The organism is Adhaeribacter terreus (assembly GCF_042657365.1).
Lineage (GTDB): Bacteria > Bacteroidota > Bacteroidia > Cytophagales > Hymenobacteraceae > Adhaeribacter_A > Adhaeribacter_A terreus.
This window is the reverse complement of sequence record NZ_JBHSKT010000004.1, coordinates 1-12,838: the sequence shown is the minus strand read 5'-3', so window position 1 is coordinate 12,838 and position 12,838 is coordinate 1. Positions and strand designations below refer to the sequence as shown.

The following is a 12,838-nucleotide window of genomic DNA, read 5'->3' as shown; positions in this document are numbered from 1 at the left end:
AAGTGCCGGATCAGGTAATAGTAAAAGCCGGGAGGCAGAAAACAGTTTAATTTTGAGAAGTATTTGTAACAACGCTGTTTTTATTTGAAATAAATCCGTACCTTTGATGTATTATTAATAATTATTTTTTTTATGAAAACTGGTAAAGTAAAATTCTTTAATGAGTCAAAAGGTTTCGGTTTCATCGTTTCTGATGAGAACAACCAGGATATCTTCGTTCACCAGAGCGGACTTATCCACGAGATTCGCGAGAACGATCGCGTTTCTTTCGAAGTAACTGAAGGTAAAAAAGGTTTGAATGCGGTTAACGTTGAGCGTATCTAATTACGCCCTCGTTTGAGGATATATCCCTAAAGTGAAAGATTCAGCCGGCTCCCCAAGAGCCGGCTGTTTTTTTTTATAACCGTTTTCTGCGTTTCAATACCTGTGCTACTTCTTCCGGCTTTTTGCCTTCAGTACCCAGATCTATCATTTCCTCAGCTTCCTGCACTTCTTCGTGTTCCGGCTCCGGAACATCATGTTCATCGGCTTCCAGCGGTTCGTAATTTAAGCGCACCAGAATAGGAAAATGGTCGGAACCAAAAAAGGGAAGACGCTTCATTCTTATAAGCCGGAAGGCCGGATCGTAGAAAATATGGTCTAAAGAATAGCGGAAAAACGGCACAAACGCGTTATAGGTATTATAAAAACCACGGCCTATTCGCGGATCTAATAAACCACTGATCCTACGGAAAAGCCTTGTGGTGTAACTCCAGGCCACATCGTTCAGGTCGCCGGCAACTATACTGGCATAAGGTGTTTCCTTGGCTTTCTTAGCTACAATTAAAAGTTCAGCCTCGCGTTTATCGGTGTGTTTATCAAAATTAGGCGGCTGCGGATGCACCGTAAAAAGATCGAATTTCTTGCCCGTCGGCAGTTCTATAATGCAATAGAACGACGGAATTTCGTCTTCTATTAAATAGCGTATTTCATATTCTGTGATTTTGAATTTGGAATACAGAATCATGCCGTATGTGTTTTCCAGCGGTTTTTTTATGGAGTAAGCATATACCCGGTTCAGGCGTGAAATGGCATCCGCCCAGCGCTGGTTCGGCTCGTTTATCAGCAGAATATCCGGGTCGTTTTCGTGTACGATTTTCAGGAATTTATCATAGCGTTTATTGCTCATCCGCACGTTTGAGATCATAAAGCTGAAGGAATTTTTCGGAGCTTTAATTTTACTCCGAAGCGCCTGTACCGGAGCCAGCCAAGTGTAGCGGTACACGTGCAGCATTTCGTTAATAAAAGCCACTGCCAGCAACACCCCAAAAAGAATTTCCGCCCGGTGCCTGATCTCGAAAAAAATAAGGTATAGAACCAGTACCACCGCCGAAACGAAAGCCACCTGCATGCGCGGAAAATCGAGTACCCGGATCCACCAGTAATGCGTTTTAATAAGCGGCAGAAACGAAAGCAGGATCATTATAGCGCCTACCACTTCTAAAGCAATTTTCATCTTTCTCGTCCGGAATATAGTGTTTATGGAATACCATAGAAACCGGTTTGTGGTTGCTGTTTATTTCCAAGAAAACGCTATTAATTTAACCGGAAAAAGTGTCTTAAAAAAAGAAAACCGGCCTGCTGCTGCAAACCGGTTTTTTTAATCTCAAACCATAGCGTTTTATTCCTGCGTTTCTACCCGAACGCCTACCGACATAATGCCAGGTAGCGGATCGCGGCGCATGTATTGCTGCAGTTTTATGGTATAAGTACCAGGCTGATCAAAAGTCTGGTCTTTAATAGCCAGCACCTGGTGGTCGAAAATGTCGCCGGCTCCATCGCCAAGTGGTTTGCCCGATTTTTTATCCATCAGGTATAACTCGTGCAGATTGGTAGAAATCGTTTTTCCGTCGGGGCCAATTAGCGTGTGCTTCATGTAAAGATTATAGTATTCATAAAAGATCGCGTTCCGCACATTAAAGTAGATCGCGTATTTTTTAGAAGTATCTTTTACCTCGAATTTATATTCCCGGATCGCAGCAATGGGCCAGGAATTGTTTTCCAGGTCCTGGTTTTGCTCGAAGATCCGGTTCTTATCGCAGCTGCTCAGTAAAAAAGTGAGCATTACAAATGCCGGAAGCAGGTATTTTTTCATAGGTTATTCGGTAGGTTTTGGCGGCCGTGGTTTATTAAAGTTGCGGTTCCGGTTGCGGTTACGGTTCTGGTTGGCGCGGTCAGGGCGGTTATCGCCTGCCGTTGCTCCTTCAGCCGTATTTTCGCGTTTCTGTTCTGGGCGTTCGCTTCTTTCAGCTCTTTCAGGGCGTTCCGGCCGCGGCGTTCTTTCCGGTCGGGGTCCGCGGTTTTCCCGGTTTGGGCGGCGATTTTCTGTGCCTTCGGCTCTTTCCGGTCTTTCGCTACGTTCTGGTCTGGTTTCGCCGGAGGTCTGTTTCTGCGGTCTTTCCGGTCTTTCGGAGCGGGCTACTTTCGGGCGATTTTGCTGCTTGATTTCTGCCGCACGTTGCACCCCTTCAACCAGACTTTGCAAACCGGCCGGTTTCTTTTTCTTCTTCTTTTTACCTTTCGATTTAAATTTATCGTCCAAACGTTCCAGACTACCTTCCAGCTGTGCCGCCAGCAATTCTTTATGGCTTGGCTCTTTTATGGCTTCTACCAGGTTCTCCGGCTGCTGCCCATCGCTGTTTATTTTCTGAATTTCCTTCACGCGAGCCACCGGCACCGGATGCCAATTATTATCGCCGCGGAAACCAAACCACATGATCTTTTTAAAGATGTCGGTTTTTTGCAGGAAAGCTTCGCCTTTCTGGGTTTGCAGCGGGCGGTTCACCGTCGGAATATCCTTCAGGGCGTCCATATACGTTTCCAGCTCATAGTTCAGGCAGCATTTTAAGCGCCCGCACTGACCCGAAAGTTTGCTCGGGTTCAGCGATAAATTCTGGTAACGCGCTGCCGTGGTAGAAACACTTTTAAAATCGGTAAGCCAGGTAGAGCAGCAAAGTTCGCGGCCGCAGGAACCAATTCCGCCTAAACGGCCGGCTTCGTGGCGCAGACTGATCTGGCGCATTTCCACGCGAATTTTAAATTCATCGGCCAGTTTCTTGATCAGATCCCGGAAATCTACGCGGTCTTCAGCCGAATAATAAAAAGTAGCTTTGGTTTTATCGGCCTGGTATTCCACATCCGAGAGCTTCATTTTTAAGCTGAGTTCCTGAATGATCTGGCGCGCACGGTACATGGTGCCGTTTTCCTGCAACTTTACCGCTTCCAGTTTTTCCAGGTCTTTTTCGGTGGCAATGCGGTAAATGCTTTTTATTTCTTCGTTGTTGTCAACTTTCTTTTTCAGCATTTGCAGGCGCACGAGCTCGCCTTTCAGCGAAACGTACCCTACGTGCTGGCCATTCGGAACTTCTACTACCACCGGTTCGCCGGTAATAAGTGCTATTTTATTGGTATTCCGGTAAAAATCTTTGCGTCCGCCTTTAAAACGAACTTCTACTATATCAAATTCTTCAAACGACGTAGGCATTTCCATGTCGCTGAGCCAATCATAAACATTGAGCCGGTTACAACCGCCGGTACTACACCCGCCGTTGCTTTTACAGCCGCCCACTTTCGTGCCGCAGCCGCCCCCGCTCGAACAAGAACCACATCCCACTTTTAAGTCTCCTTTATATCGTTTAGGGTTGTATACATTTTTAGCAATTAACAAATATAGTTAAATATATTGCCTGCCCGAACATTTTACTGAAGTAACTTAACCGGAAATTCTCACTTTTTTGCTCCAAAACGGTAGCGTTTTCCGGTTAAAAACTGTTTATAACCAACAAAAAAATGCCGGGTTTTCGTTTCAGTTACAAGATAATTTTCAGCGGTTTAACCATTAAAAAACGGTAGGTTTTGAGGCTGAAAAACTGCCGGGCTTAAAAACAAAAAGAGGAAGCTTTGGGGCTTCCTCTTTTAATAAACAATGACGAATTTGAACATCTTGCTTACAATATTCTTATACGAACGCTATAGCTTAAAGTTTTAAAATTACTTTCACGCAGTTGTCGGTATATTTTAAAGCCAGGTCCCATGTAAAGGCAAAGGTACTTATGACAAAGGCTTAAATATCTAACGCCAGAAAAATCGTCGGTTTAAAACGGTATGGTTTAAGCCCGAAAAAGTGCCCATCTATTTTTTCTTCGCCGGATTTTTCTTTGCCGTAAGCTGATCGATGGATTTATCGAGTTCCTGCCGCTTCAGGTCACGGGTAATTTCGATCAGTTTTTCGTCCAGAATGCACTCAATGGCGTTTTGCAGCAGCGGGAAAAACTTCAGACATTCTTCTTCGCTTAGTTCATGTACATCTTTGCTCAGGATCTGGAACATATCGCGTTTTTCAACCAGATATGGCGGCAAATGGTGTTTTAGCAAGGCAATACGTTTGTGCATCGGCGATGCAAGGTACTCAAGTTCGTTCCACTTTTCATCGGCGAATATCTGTTTGTGAGCGTCTTCCAGCAAGTGGTCGAAAATGCGTTTCAGGTAAATGAACGAACCCAGACCAATATTCAGCGTTGCCAGACCTACGGCCCGGTTAAATTCATTGTAAAGATCGGTTCCCAGAATGCGTTTGTATTTTTTGAGCGAATGGTGAGCCAGGTCCATCAAACTCGGATATTGCCCGATCTTGATCAGGATATTGTCTTTGATGTAGAAATTGAAAAGCATTAAATGGTTCTCGTTGCGCGAGCATTTCAGCTTCACGGTAAAAACCTTCTTGTGCGAAAAATATTTGGGTAAAGTAAAAACCCGCTCCATTAGTTTCGAGGAATTGGAGGTGTAAGCCACACCCGGCACGTAATCGGTCAGGTTATCGAAACCGGTAAAAGTGCTTTCCTTGTTGCAACCCACGCAAAACATATCAATTTTTCCGCTGAACCGCAGGATATCTACCAGTTTGTACTCCAAAGCAGAATTGAGCTCCAGTTTATCGTAGAGGGGCATTTTGAGAAAGAGATCCTCGATTTTTAACGTTTTGTTGTCCATAGCGCAGACCGGAAGTTTGGTACAGAAAGCCGGCAGGTTTTATACGCAAAAGCGCTTGGGTTTGGGTAAGAAAAAGTAGGGAAGACGTTGATCCTGAAAGTTATTCCATTTTTAAAGCACCAAATTCGAGCTTGAAATTTATGAGCAGTTCGTTCAATTCTTCGATCCGCCGCGCATTGATGTCGGCAATGCATTGGTAAAAGAACTGGTCCGGGCCGGTAGGCGCATCTGCCGATTCATCGGAAATGATCTGGCAATGTCCGTCGCGGTAATTCAGCCAGCCATTCTGAGAATCGACGTACGATTTTTTATAAGCCGCCGCTTTGGGTTTTTTAACGCTGTTCAGGTATTTCAGAATGGTTTTATCCAGTTCGGTTATTTTTTTGCTGCTTTGCTCAAAAACATTATAGATTTCCGCGCGCATCTCCGGTGTGGTTCTGATGTGCACAGAATCGGTTTGGGCAAAAACGGAGTAGCTAAAAATGAGCACGAAGCATAAACCTGCTACTATTTTCAGGAGAAACTTCAGAATAATTACTGCCATTGAAAAACGGTTTAGCTTACATATCCTTAATATACGTGTTCATGAAATTTACAGAAAGGCACTTGTTTTTAGCTTCAAAACCATAGCGTTTTTTAGGGGAAAAATGCACCGCTAATTCTTCTTATCTTCAGCCAGCTGAATTTTACGAAGGTTAACCTGTTTCCCGTTCTCGAATGTTTTTACCATCGTAGGCCTACCGTTTTCATCGAAATATTCCCAATCGCCGAAGTAGAACCAATGAATTTCCGCCGCCGAAACATCGAGCTGACTTTTACCCTGCGAACTTACTTTGCCGTTTTCGTGAAAGAACTGGTTGTAGCTGATATTCTTGCGGTATTTCTCTTTGCGTGCAATTTTGCCACCTAAGTAATATTTCCATTTCCCGCATTCAATGCCGTCTTTATACCGCCCGCCATATTTATAAACCTGCGTTCCCAGCGTATCGGCAAACTCCCAGCGCCCGTGCCTTTGGCAGGCTTTGTTGAACTGGTTTGTTTTGCAGGAGGAGAAGCTTAGTATTAAAATGAAAAGCAGAACAAAGCTTAGGAATTTCATAGAAAACAGGGTTTCGAATTGAACTACACCTCCTTTCTAAAATTAACAAGAAGAAATTAAATTAACAAAGCAAAAGCAAAAGTTAGAGGGCAGGAAATGTTTAAACTATTCAAACTCATAAAGGTCCAAACCGCTTTCCGAAAGCAGATAAACCAGATCTTCGCCCACCAAAGCTTGCTTGTAATTTTGCACCGGCGGCACGTCAAAAGCGCGTTCGGCAAAAGAATAGAGGTTGAAAAATCGCAGCTTGCCGCCGGCCAGATAATACAGCTCATCGCCCCGGAAACCAATGTACGAAAGCTCCGGAAACGGCAGCGTTTTCTTGTAATTGCCCAGGTTATCGAACACGTAAATGCCGGTGGTTTTATCTACCATATACACCATATTCTGGTATTCTCTAATGTATCGGATATCGGCTTTTTTGCGGTCGAAAGTTAAGTTAAGCGGCGTGGTGCTGACAATTTCCGAAGTGCGCGGATCGTATTTCAAAAGCGAAAATTCACTTTCGTTAAAAAGCCAGATGCGTTCATCGGCGGCCGTGGTTGCTACTTTTATCAGGCCATCGGTAATGTCACGCAGCCGAATATTAGCAATGTTGTTCAGGAAACGGTCCAGGAGGGTAATTTGCTGCTGGTCGTCGTAGAAAAGCAGCACTTTCATCGCGTTCCAGGCTTCAACGTTGCCAATATTGCCGGTGCGCGGCGGTGAGTATGTATTGATCAATCGCCCGGCGCCGTTAAACTGATGTACGTTATTTTTGCGGTCAGTCAGGTAAATATTATTCAGCCGATCTATGCTCATCGCGGCCGGTTGCGAAACATCCAGGTGCTGACGAATGGAAATAGCCTGGCCGCGGCTTTCCGGAGCGAGGAAAAACGATAGGGTAAAAACGCAAAAAAGTAAAACCAGCGCGGCTTTACTTTTTTTCTTCGTTCTCGAAATGTTTAAGTTCCAGGTTCTTTCCATCATAAACGGCGTAAGAGCAATAATTGACCCATTCTCCCAGGTTTAAATAGCGGCTGCGTTCCCCGATCTTTATATCAAGCGGCAAATGCCGGTGGCCGAAAACGTAATAATCGTGGTGTTCGCGGGCTTCAGTTTCTTTGCAGTAAATTACGAGCCATTCTGCATCTTCGCCGTGGAAATATTCATCTTCCTGGGTGTTGCTGATGCGGCTGCGGCGGCTCCAGTAATTGGCCACTCCAATGCCCGTATTCGGGTGAATGCGGGCGAATAACCACTGCGAAAGCGGACTGCTGAAAACTTTCTTCAGCACTTTATACGTGTAATCTTTAGGGCCTAAACCATCGCCGTGACCAATATGGAATTTCTGATCGCCGAGCATTACCGAAATTGGTTTGCGCAGCACCGGAATATTCAACTCCTGGGTAAAATAATCGAACATCCACATGTCGTGGTTGCCGGTAAAGAAATAAACCGGAATGCCGCGGTCGGTCAGTTCCGCTAATTTTCCCTGTATCCGGATAAAACCTTTCGGAATGGCGTGGCGGTATTCAAACCAGAAATCAAAAATATCGCCTAACAAAAAGATGGCCTGCGCTTCGTCTTTAATTGCATCCAGCCACCGCACGATCTTTTTTTCCCGCGCTAAACTGCTGGCTGCATCGGGTACCCCCAAATGGAAATCGGAAGCGAAAAAGATCTTTTTGCCGGGCTCCAGCTTAATCTTCGATAAGGTCATCGATCAAAAATAATACGAGTTGTTTCGGGCCGTGCGCACCCAGAACCAACGTTTTTTCAATATCGGCCGTGCGGCTCGGGCCGCTAACCATGCTCAGCATAGAAGGCAGTTTCGGGGCATATTTTTCGCGTACCAATTGCAAACCTTCTTTAATATCGGGCACCAACTGGCTGGTATAAGCCACCACCAAATGTTTTTCCGGGTAAATAGTTAAGCGCCGGCCCCCGGAATTGGCCGAACTTACCAGAATGCTGCCGGTACGAGCCAGCAAAGCTTCACAAGTCGTTAAACCGGCTTCGGCATGTTTCAGAAAGTCTTTTTCGTCGCCGCTGAAGTTAATGCCCGCGCCAAAAAGCTGCTTCTTCAGGCTCGATTCCCAGACAAAAATGTGCTGAATATTGTTTTCCTGCTTGAACTCGAAAAGCTGGTCGTAGAAATTCTCTTCCGAATCGCAGTAAATGAATTTGCCGCCGGTATTCAGGAAATTCTGCGCAAACACGATCGAAAGGTCTTCGTCGGCCAGCGGCGGATAAACCGTAGAATTAAAATCGGGGGTAGGAGGCACAAAAGGCGCTGACTTAGCCAGCGCCTCCCGTACTTTCCGTAATACAATATCCTTAGACCGTGCTTCGTACATTGTTTACTTATTCAGTATAAAATTATAGCGTTTTTATTTATCGAACGAATACGTCTGGCCCGGTCTGATATTCGAATCAGTCCCCGGTTCTGAAGCAGGATTATATCGTCCGTTTGCTTCGGTTTCCGTTGCTTTCGGGCCGTTATCCAATTTTCCATCGGAAGGACCTTCGGTTATATCTTCGTGCTCATTCTTATTCGAAAGCGGGTGCGCCTGTTCCTGTTGCACTTCGCTGGCAGTTTTGCTGCGATCTGTACCGGCCGTGTGCGCCTGGTATGCCGTTAATTTGGCAAACGGACGCGGACCAACCAAACGCTCCAGGTCATTCTGGAACAGGATCTCTTTTTTCAAAAGCTCCTGCGCTACCAGTTCCAGTTCGCGGCCTTTTGAGCGTAATAATTGCTTGGTGTGCTCATAAGCATTACTAATGATCAGGCGAACTTCTTCGTCAATAGTTTCGGCGGTTGCTTCGGAATATGGTTTGTTGAAAGCCATATCGCTCTGCTTCGAATCGTAGAAAGAAACGTTGCCGATCTTATCGTTCATACCATACATGGTTACAATGCTGTACGCCATTTTGGTAATGCGCTCCAAATCGCTCAAAGCACCGGTAGAAATTTTTCCGAAGATAATTTCTTCCGCCGCGCGGCCACCTAAAGCCATGCACATTTCATCTACTAATTGCTCGGTAGTGTATAGGAACTGCTCTTTTGGTAAATATTGCGCATAACCCAAAGCGGCAATACCACGAGGCACAATGCTCACTTTCACCAACGGATCGCAGTGCTCCAGGAACCAGCCGGTAATGGCATGACCCGCTTCGTGGTACGCCACGATCTGCTTTTCTTCCGGCGAAATGATCTTATTCTTTTTCTCCAGACCACCAATTACGCGGTCAATGGCATCGTTGAAGTCCTGCATTTCTACCGCTTTTTTGTTCCGGCGGGCAGCAATTAAAGCAGCTTCGTTACAAACGTTGGCAATTTCGGCACCAGCAAAACCTGGGGTTTGCGCCGCCAGTTTCTTAGCATCTACATCCGAAGCTAACGTGATCGGCTTTAAGTGTACATTGAAGATCTCCGTACGGCCTACAATATCTGGTTTATCAATCGAGATCTGGCGGTCGAAACGTCCCGGACGCAGCAAGGCTGAATCTAAGGTATCTGGTCGGTTGGTGGCAGCCAGAATAATTACGCCGGAATCGGTTGAGAAACCGTCCATTTCTACCAGCAGGGAGTTCAGTGTATTTTCACGTTCGTCGTTACCACCAGGAACCTGTCCGCGGCTACGGCTACGACCAATAGCATCGATCTCATCGATAAAGATGATACACGGTGCTTTGGCTTTGGCTTGTTTGAAAAGGTCGCGTACGCGGGCAGCACCCACCCCAACGAACATTTCCACGAAGTCGGAACCGGATAAAGAGAAGAACGGAACATCAGCTTCACCGGCTACAGCTTTGGCTAATAACGTTTTACCCGTTCCCGGAGGACCTACCAGTAACGCACCTTTAGGGATTTTACCACCCAAGATCGTGAATTTGGTCGGGTTCTTCAGAAATTCTACAATTTCCTGGATCTCTTCTTTCGCTTCTTCCAGGCCGGCTACGTCTTTAAACGTGATCTTAACCTTGTTTTCAGCATCGAATAAAGCGGCTTTAGATTTGCCGATGTTGAAGATCTGGCCACCCGGTCCGCCGCTGGAAACGCGACGCATCATGAACCAGAAACCAACCATAAGCAAGATCAAAAAGCCCCAGCTGGTCAGGAAATCGCCAAAACCGGTCCGTTTTTCCATGTTCAAGCTGAGCCATTCTTCACGCGGTATCTTTTCTTTCTCCTGAAATTTCTCGAGGTCTTCTTTAAAAATTTCCGGCGAAATAATGGTGAAATGGAACTGCGCACCCTGCTCTAAAGCAAAAGCTCCGCGGTTAGCCAGGTCGTTCTTATACTTTTCGTTTTTAAGCGCTTCATCTTTCAGCGTAACTTCCACCACTTTGTCGTTCACGATGTTAATTCGCTGCACATCGCGACTTTTAACCATGTCTTCGAACCGGCGCTGATCGATCTCGACGGTGGTGTTGCTACGGTTAAAATATAGAATGCTGAATATGAGCAGGGTTAACGCCGCTAAAACCCACATTTGCATGGTAGGTTTTGGAGGTGTGGTAGGAAGGTTTATTTTTTTCTTTTTGTTATTCGGGGTTTTATCTGCCATTGGAATTAAATCAGTTCTAAAAACTAAATGGTAACAGGTATGGTTGCGTTTTATTCAGCTAATAACGCAAAAAGCCGCCGATTATTGGTCTGCGATCTGTTTGATCTGCGCGTCGCCCCAGAGTTCTTCCAGTGCGTAGAACTGACGTTTGTCTTTCAGGAAAATGTGGGCTACCACACTTACGTAATCGAGCAGGATCCATTCGCGGTTCAGGCGACCTTCACTTTGCCACGGATCTTCCTTGGCAATTTTATAAACTTCTTCTTCCACTGATTTGGCAATGGCATCGAGTTGGCTATCGGAGTTGGCCGAACAGATCACGAAGTAATCGGAAACGGCGTTTTTTAAGGATTTCAGATTCAGTACTGTTATGTCAGTAGCTTTTTTTTCCTGCATACCTTTTACAATAAGGTCTGCCAAGATGTCCGATTCATCCTTAACTTTCGGTTGTGTCATTTCTGGTTATTAAATTTGTTCTGTAAAATTAGCAAATTCTTTGGAGAATATTTCGCCTCAAACGCGCTTTACGGGCCATCAATTCGTTTTTCTGCCCGAATGTACCTCTACCAATACGGTAGCACAACAATTATTAATCAAAAATGAAGCCACGGAGGGTTGTGTCATCCTTACGGAAAACCAGACGGCCGGCCGCGGACAGCGCGGAAACAACTGGGAAGCCGGCGCCGGACAAAACCTGACGCTTTCGGTAATTTACAAACCCGTTTTTTTAGCCGCTTCCGATCAGTTCTTTTTGAATATTGCCGTTTCGTTGGGAGTAGCCGATTTTCTGAAACGTTTTTTGCCCGCCGGGGTTCTGTTAAAATGGCCCAACGATCTTTATTTTCTTGAAAAAAAGCTTGGCGGCATTCTCATCGAAAATAGCATAAGTGGTTCAACTTTGCAAAGTTCTGTGATTGGCATCGGCCTGAATGTAAACCAGGCAACTTTTGAAAATCCGAATGCGGTTTCCTTAAAGCAGATCTCCGGGCAAACTTTCGATCTGAAAAAACTGACCGCAATATTGCTCGAATGCCTGGAAAAACGGTATCTGGAATTGCAGAAAAACTCACGGCTCCAAATGCAGCAGGAATACTGGGGGCAGCTTTTAGGCTTCGGTGAATTTCGGTTGTTTGAAGCCGGCGATAAAATTATGCAGGGCAAAATTGTAGGTACCGATGAATATGGAAGACTGCAGCTGGAAACCGAAAAAGGAATGCAGACTTTCGATCTGAAAGAAATTAAATTCCTGTTTTCCTAAAGTTTATAAAACGCTATGGTTTTGCCGGCAAAAAGTCTGGCAAAGCTTTATGTTTTCACCGGCCGCAAGACCATATTTACTTTCACGTTCACAGTTTCGGCAATGGTTTCGAAAAGCAGGCGCGGAATTTTAATGTTGTGGTCGGAGATCTTTACCGGAAAAATAGCTTCCAGCGTTAGTCGGTTTTTGTCGGAAATAATTACGCCCCCAATGGTTCTTTCCTGGGTTATGCCGTGTATGGTAAGTTTGCCAACGGCCGTTACGGCGTACGTTCCGGGAATTGCAAAATTGGTGCTATCCAGTAATTTGCCTACAAAAGTAGCGCGCGGGTATTTTTCACTTTCCAGGTAACTTTCGTTGAAATGCTGCTGCATGAGTGAGCGTTCAAATTCAAAACTTTCTATGGGAATACTGAACGCAAAAGAACGATCATTCAATCTTAAAGCGCCGCCCAATTGGGTTGAATGCGCTTCTATATTCTGGATAGGTGCTTCGGAAAGAAAATAAACGTGCCCGTTATTGGCAGTATAAGTCTGCGCCGCTGCCTGAAAAGTTATTATCAATAAGAAAACGGTATAGAAAATACGCCAAAAAGTATGCATATAAGTTAGTGGCCAGGCTTTCGGGTTGTAGATACTACAATTATAGAAGAATTACTACGGATAACCTAAACCACTTGGTGAAAGCACTTTATTGAACTGTCTGGCAATAAAAAAAACTGCGGGCTGGTTTAATCCAGTCCGCAGTTAATAACCCGGAAGATGATACTGTTAAGGGGTTGTTTTAATTACTAGGCTATTCAAGCTTACTGCACCACAATTTTCTGGTGGGTAGTGGCAGCGCCGTTTTGCAGGGAGATCAGGTAAATGCCTGGCTTTAAGTTATGCTGTTTCAGGT

At 45.2% G+C, this 12,838-nt stretch carries 14 protein-coding genes; 2 read left to right on the top strand and 12 right to left on the bottom strand.

The window, feature by feature from the left end; all coding sequences use genetic code 11:
* Window positions 1-132: 132 nt before the first annotated feature.
* Entirely contained in the window at window positions 133-324 is a 192-nt protein-coding gene (locus tag ACFPIB_RS07620; protein ID WP_200507379.1) for a cold-shock protein, read from the top strand.
* A 73-nt stretch (window positions 325-397) separates the two neighbouring features.
* Here the strand turns inward: ACFPIB_RS07620 and ACFPIB_RS07615 are convergent, their stop codons facing one another.
* The 11 genes from ACFPIB_RS07615 to rsfS all read right to left on the bottom strand — a co-directional run bounded on the left by ACFPIB_RS07615 (window position 398) and on the right by rsfS (window position 11,139).
* Window positions 398-1,495 (bottom strand): endonuclease/exonuclease/phosphatase family protein, encoded by a 1,098-nt coding sequence (locus ACFPIB_RS07615; RefSeq protein ID WP_378016842.1) that lies wholly within the window; start codon window positions 1,493-1,495, stop codon window positions 398-400.
* 165 nt (window positions 1,496-1,660) lie between these two features.
* Window positions 1,661-2,134: a gliding motility lipoprotein GldH gene (locus tag ACFPIB_RS07610; protein ID WP_378016841.1), complete on the bottom strand. Its 474-nt coding sequence runs from the start codon at window positions 2,132-2,134 to the stop codon at window positions 1,661-1,663.
* Window positions 2,135-2,137: 3 nt separating this feature from the next.
* Window positions 2,138-3,652 (bottom strand): regulatory iron-sulfur-containing complex subunit RicT, encoded by a 1,515-nt coding sequence (locus ACFPIB_RS07605; RefSeq protein WP_378016840.1) that lies wholly within the window; start codon window positions 3,650-3,652, stop codon window positions 2,138-2,140.
* 518 nt (window positions 3,653-4,170) lie between these two features.
* The gene (locus ACFPIB_RS07600; RefSeq protein WP_378016839.1) at window positions 4,171-5,028 is read right to left on the bottom strand and encodes a hypothetical protein; all 858 of its coding nucleotides are present in this window, start codon (window positions 5,026-5,028) and stop codon (window positions 4,171-4,173) included.
* 100 nt (window positions 5,029-5,128) lie between these two features.
* Window positions 5,129-5,572, bottom strand: a complete 444-nt coding sequence (locus tag ACFPIB_RS07595) for a lysozyme inhibitor LprI family protein (protein WP_378016838.1) — start codon at window positions 5,570-5,572, stop codon at window positions 5,129-5,131.
* A 111-nt stretch (window positions 5,573-5,683) separates the two neighbouring features.
* Window positions 5,684-6,127 (bottom strand): toxin-antitoxin system YwqK family antitoxin, encoded by a 444-nt coding sequence (locus tag ACFPIB_RS07590; RefSeq protein WP_378016837.1) that lies wholly within the window; start codon window positions 6,125-6,127, stop codon window positions 5,684-5,686.
* 105 nt (window positions 6,128-6,232) lie between these two features.
* A complete protein-coding gene (locus ACFPIB_RS07585) occupies window positions 6,233-7,096 on the bottom strand; it encodes a hypothetical protein (RefSeq protein WP_378016836.1) in 864 nt (287 codons plus the stop codon).
* Complete coding sequence (locus ACFPIB_RS07580) at window positions 7,044-7,829, bottom strand: UDP-2,3-diacylglucosamine diphosphatase (RefSeq protein WP_378016835.1); 786 nt, start codon at window positions 7,827-7,829, stop codon at window positions 7,044-7,046. The genes ACFPIB_RS07585 and ACFPIB_RS07580 overlap by 53 nt, the downstream gene beginning before the upstream one ends.
* Window positions 7,810-8,466: a LutC/YkgG family protein gene (locus ACFPIB_RS07575; RefSeq protein ID WP_378016834.1), complete on the bottom strand. Its 657-nt coding sequence runs from the start codon at window positions 8,464-8,466 to the stop codon at window positions 7,810-7,812. Before ACFPIB_RS07575 ends, ACFPIB_RS07580 begins: the two co-directional genes overlap by 20 nt.
* A 33-nt stretch (window positions 8,467-8,499) precedes the next feature.
* On the bottom strand, window positions 8,500-10,683 hold the full coding sequence (ftsH, locus tag ACFPIB_RS07570; protein ID WP_378016833.1) for an ATP-dependent zinc metalloprotease FtsH: 2,184 nt from the start codon (window positions 10,681-10,683) through the stop codon (window positions 8,500-8,502).
* Between the two features lie 81 nt (window positions 10,684-10,764).
* On the bottom strand, window positions 10,765-11,139 hold the full coding sequence (gene rsfS, locus ACFPIB_RS07565) for a ribosome silencing factor (RefSeq protein WP_378016832.1): 375 nt from the start codon (window positions 11,137-11,139) through the stop codon (window positions 10,765-10,767).
* Between the two features lie 40 nt (window positions 11,140-11,179).
* On the opposite strand from rsfS, the gene ACFPIB_RS07560 reads away from it, so the two are divergent.
* Window positions 11,180-11,941 (top strand): biotin--[acetyl-CoA-carboxylase] ligase, encoded by a 762-nt coding sequence (locus tag ACFPIB_RS07560; RefSeq protein ID WP_378016831.1) that lies wholly within the window; start codon window positions 11,180-11,182, stop codon window positions 11,939-11,941.
* A 47-nt stretch (window positions 11,942-11,988) separates the two neighbouring features.
* On the opposite strand, the gene ACFPIB_RS07555 is transcribed toward ACFPIB_RS07560, so the two are convergent.
* On the bottom strand, window positions 11,989-12,543 hold the full coding sequence (locus ACFPIB_RS07555; RefSeq protein WP_378016830.1) for a YceI family protein: 555 nt from the start codon (window positions 12,541-12,543) through the stop codon (window positions 11,989-11,991).
* Between the last annotated feature and the right edge of the window lie 295 nt (window positions 12,544-12,838).

What these genes read in the sequence shown, in the direction of transcription:
- ACFPIB_RS07620 (WP_200507379.1), top strand. Translation starts at nt 133, where the DNA reads ATGAAAACTGGTAAAGTAAAATTCTTTAATGAGTCAAAAGGTTTCGGT.
- ACFPIB_RS07615 (WP_378016842.1), bottom strand. Translation starts at nt 1,495, where the DNA reads ATGAAAATTGCTTTAGAAGTGGTAGGCGCTATAATGATCCTGCTTTCG.
- ACFPIB_RS07610 (WP_378016841.1), bottom strand. Translation starts at nt 2,134, where the DNA reads ATGAAAAAATACCTGCTTCCGGCATTTGTAATGCTCACTTTTTTACTG.
- ACFPIB_RS07600 (WP_378016839.1), bottom strand. Translation starts at nt 5,028, where the DNA reads ATGGACAACAAAACGTTAAAAATCGAGGATCTCTTTCTCAAAATGCCC.
- ACFPIB_RS07595 (WP_378016838.1), bottom strand. Translation starts at nt 5,572, where the DNA reads ATGGCAGTAATTATTCTGAAGTTTCTCCTGAAAATAGTAGCAGGTTTA.
- ACFPIB_RS07590 (WP_378016837.1), bottom strand. Translation starts at nt 6,127, where the DNA reads ATGAAATTCCTAAGCTTTGTTCTGCTTTTCATTTTAATACTAAGCTTC.
- ACFPIB_RS07585 (WP_378016836.1), bottom strand. Translation starts at nt 7,096, where the DNA reads ATGATGGAAAGAACCTGGAACTTAAACATTTCGAGAACGAAGAAAAAA.
- ACFPIB_RS07580 (WP_378016835.1), bottom strand. Translation starts at nt 7,829, where the DNA reads ATGACCTTATCGAAGATTAAGCTGGAGCCCGGCAAAAAGATCTTTTTC.
- ACFPIB_RS07575 (WP_378016834.1), bottom strand. Translation starts at nt 8,466, where the DNA reads ATGTACGAAGCACGGTCTAAGGATATTGTATTACGGAAAGTACGGGAG.
- ftsH (WP_378016833.1), bottom strand. Translation starts at nt 10,683, where the DNA reads ATGGCAGATAAAACCCCGAATAACAAAAAGAAAAAAATAAACCTTCCT.
- rsfS (WP_378016832.1), bottom strand. Translation starts at nt 11,139, where the DNA reads ATGACACAACCGAAAGTTAAGGATGAATCGGACATCTTGGCAGACCTT.
- ACFPIB_RS07555 (WP_378016830.1), bottom strand. Translation starts at nt 12,543, where the DNA reads ATGCATACTTTTTGGCGTATTTTCTATACCGTTTTCTTATTGATAATA.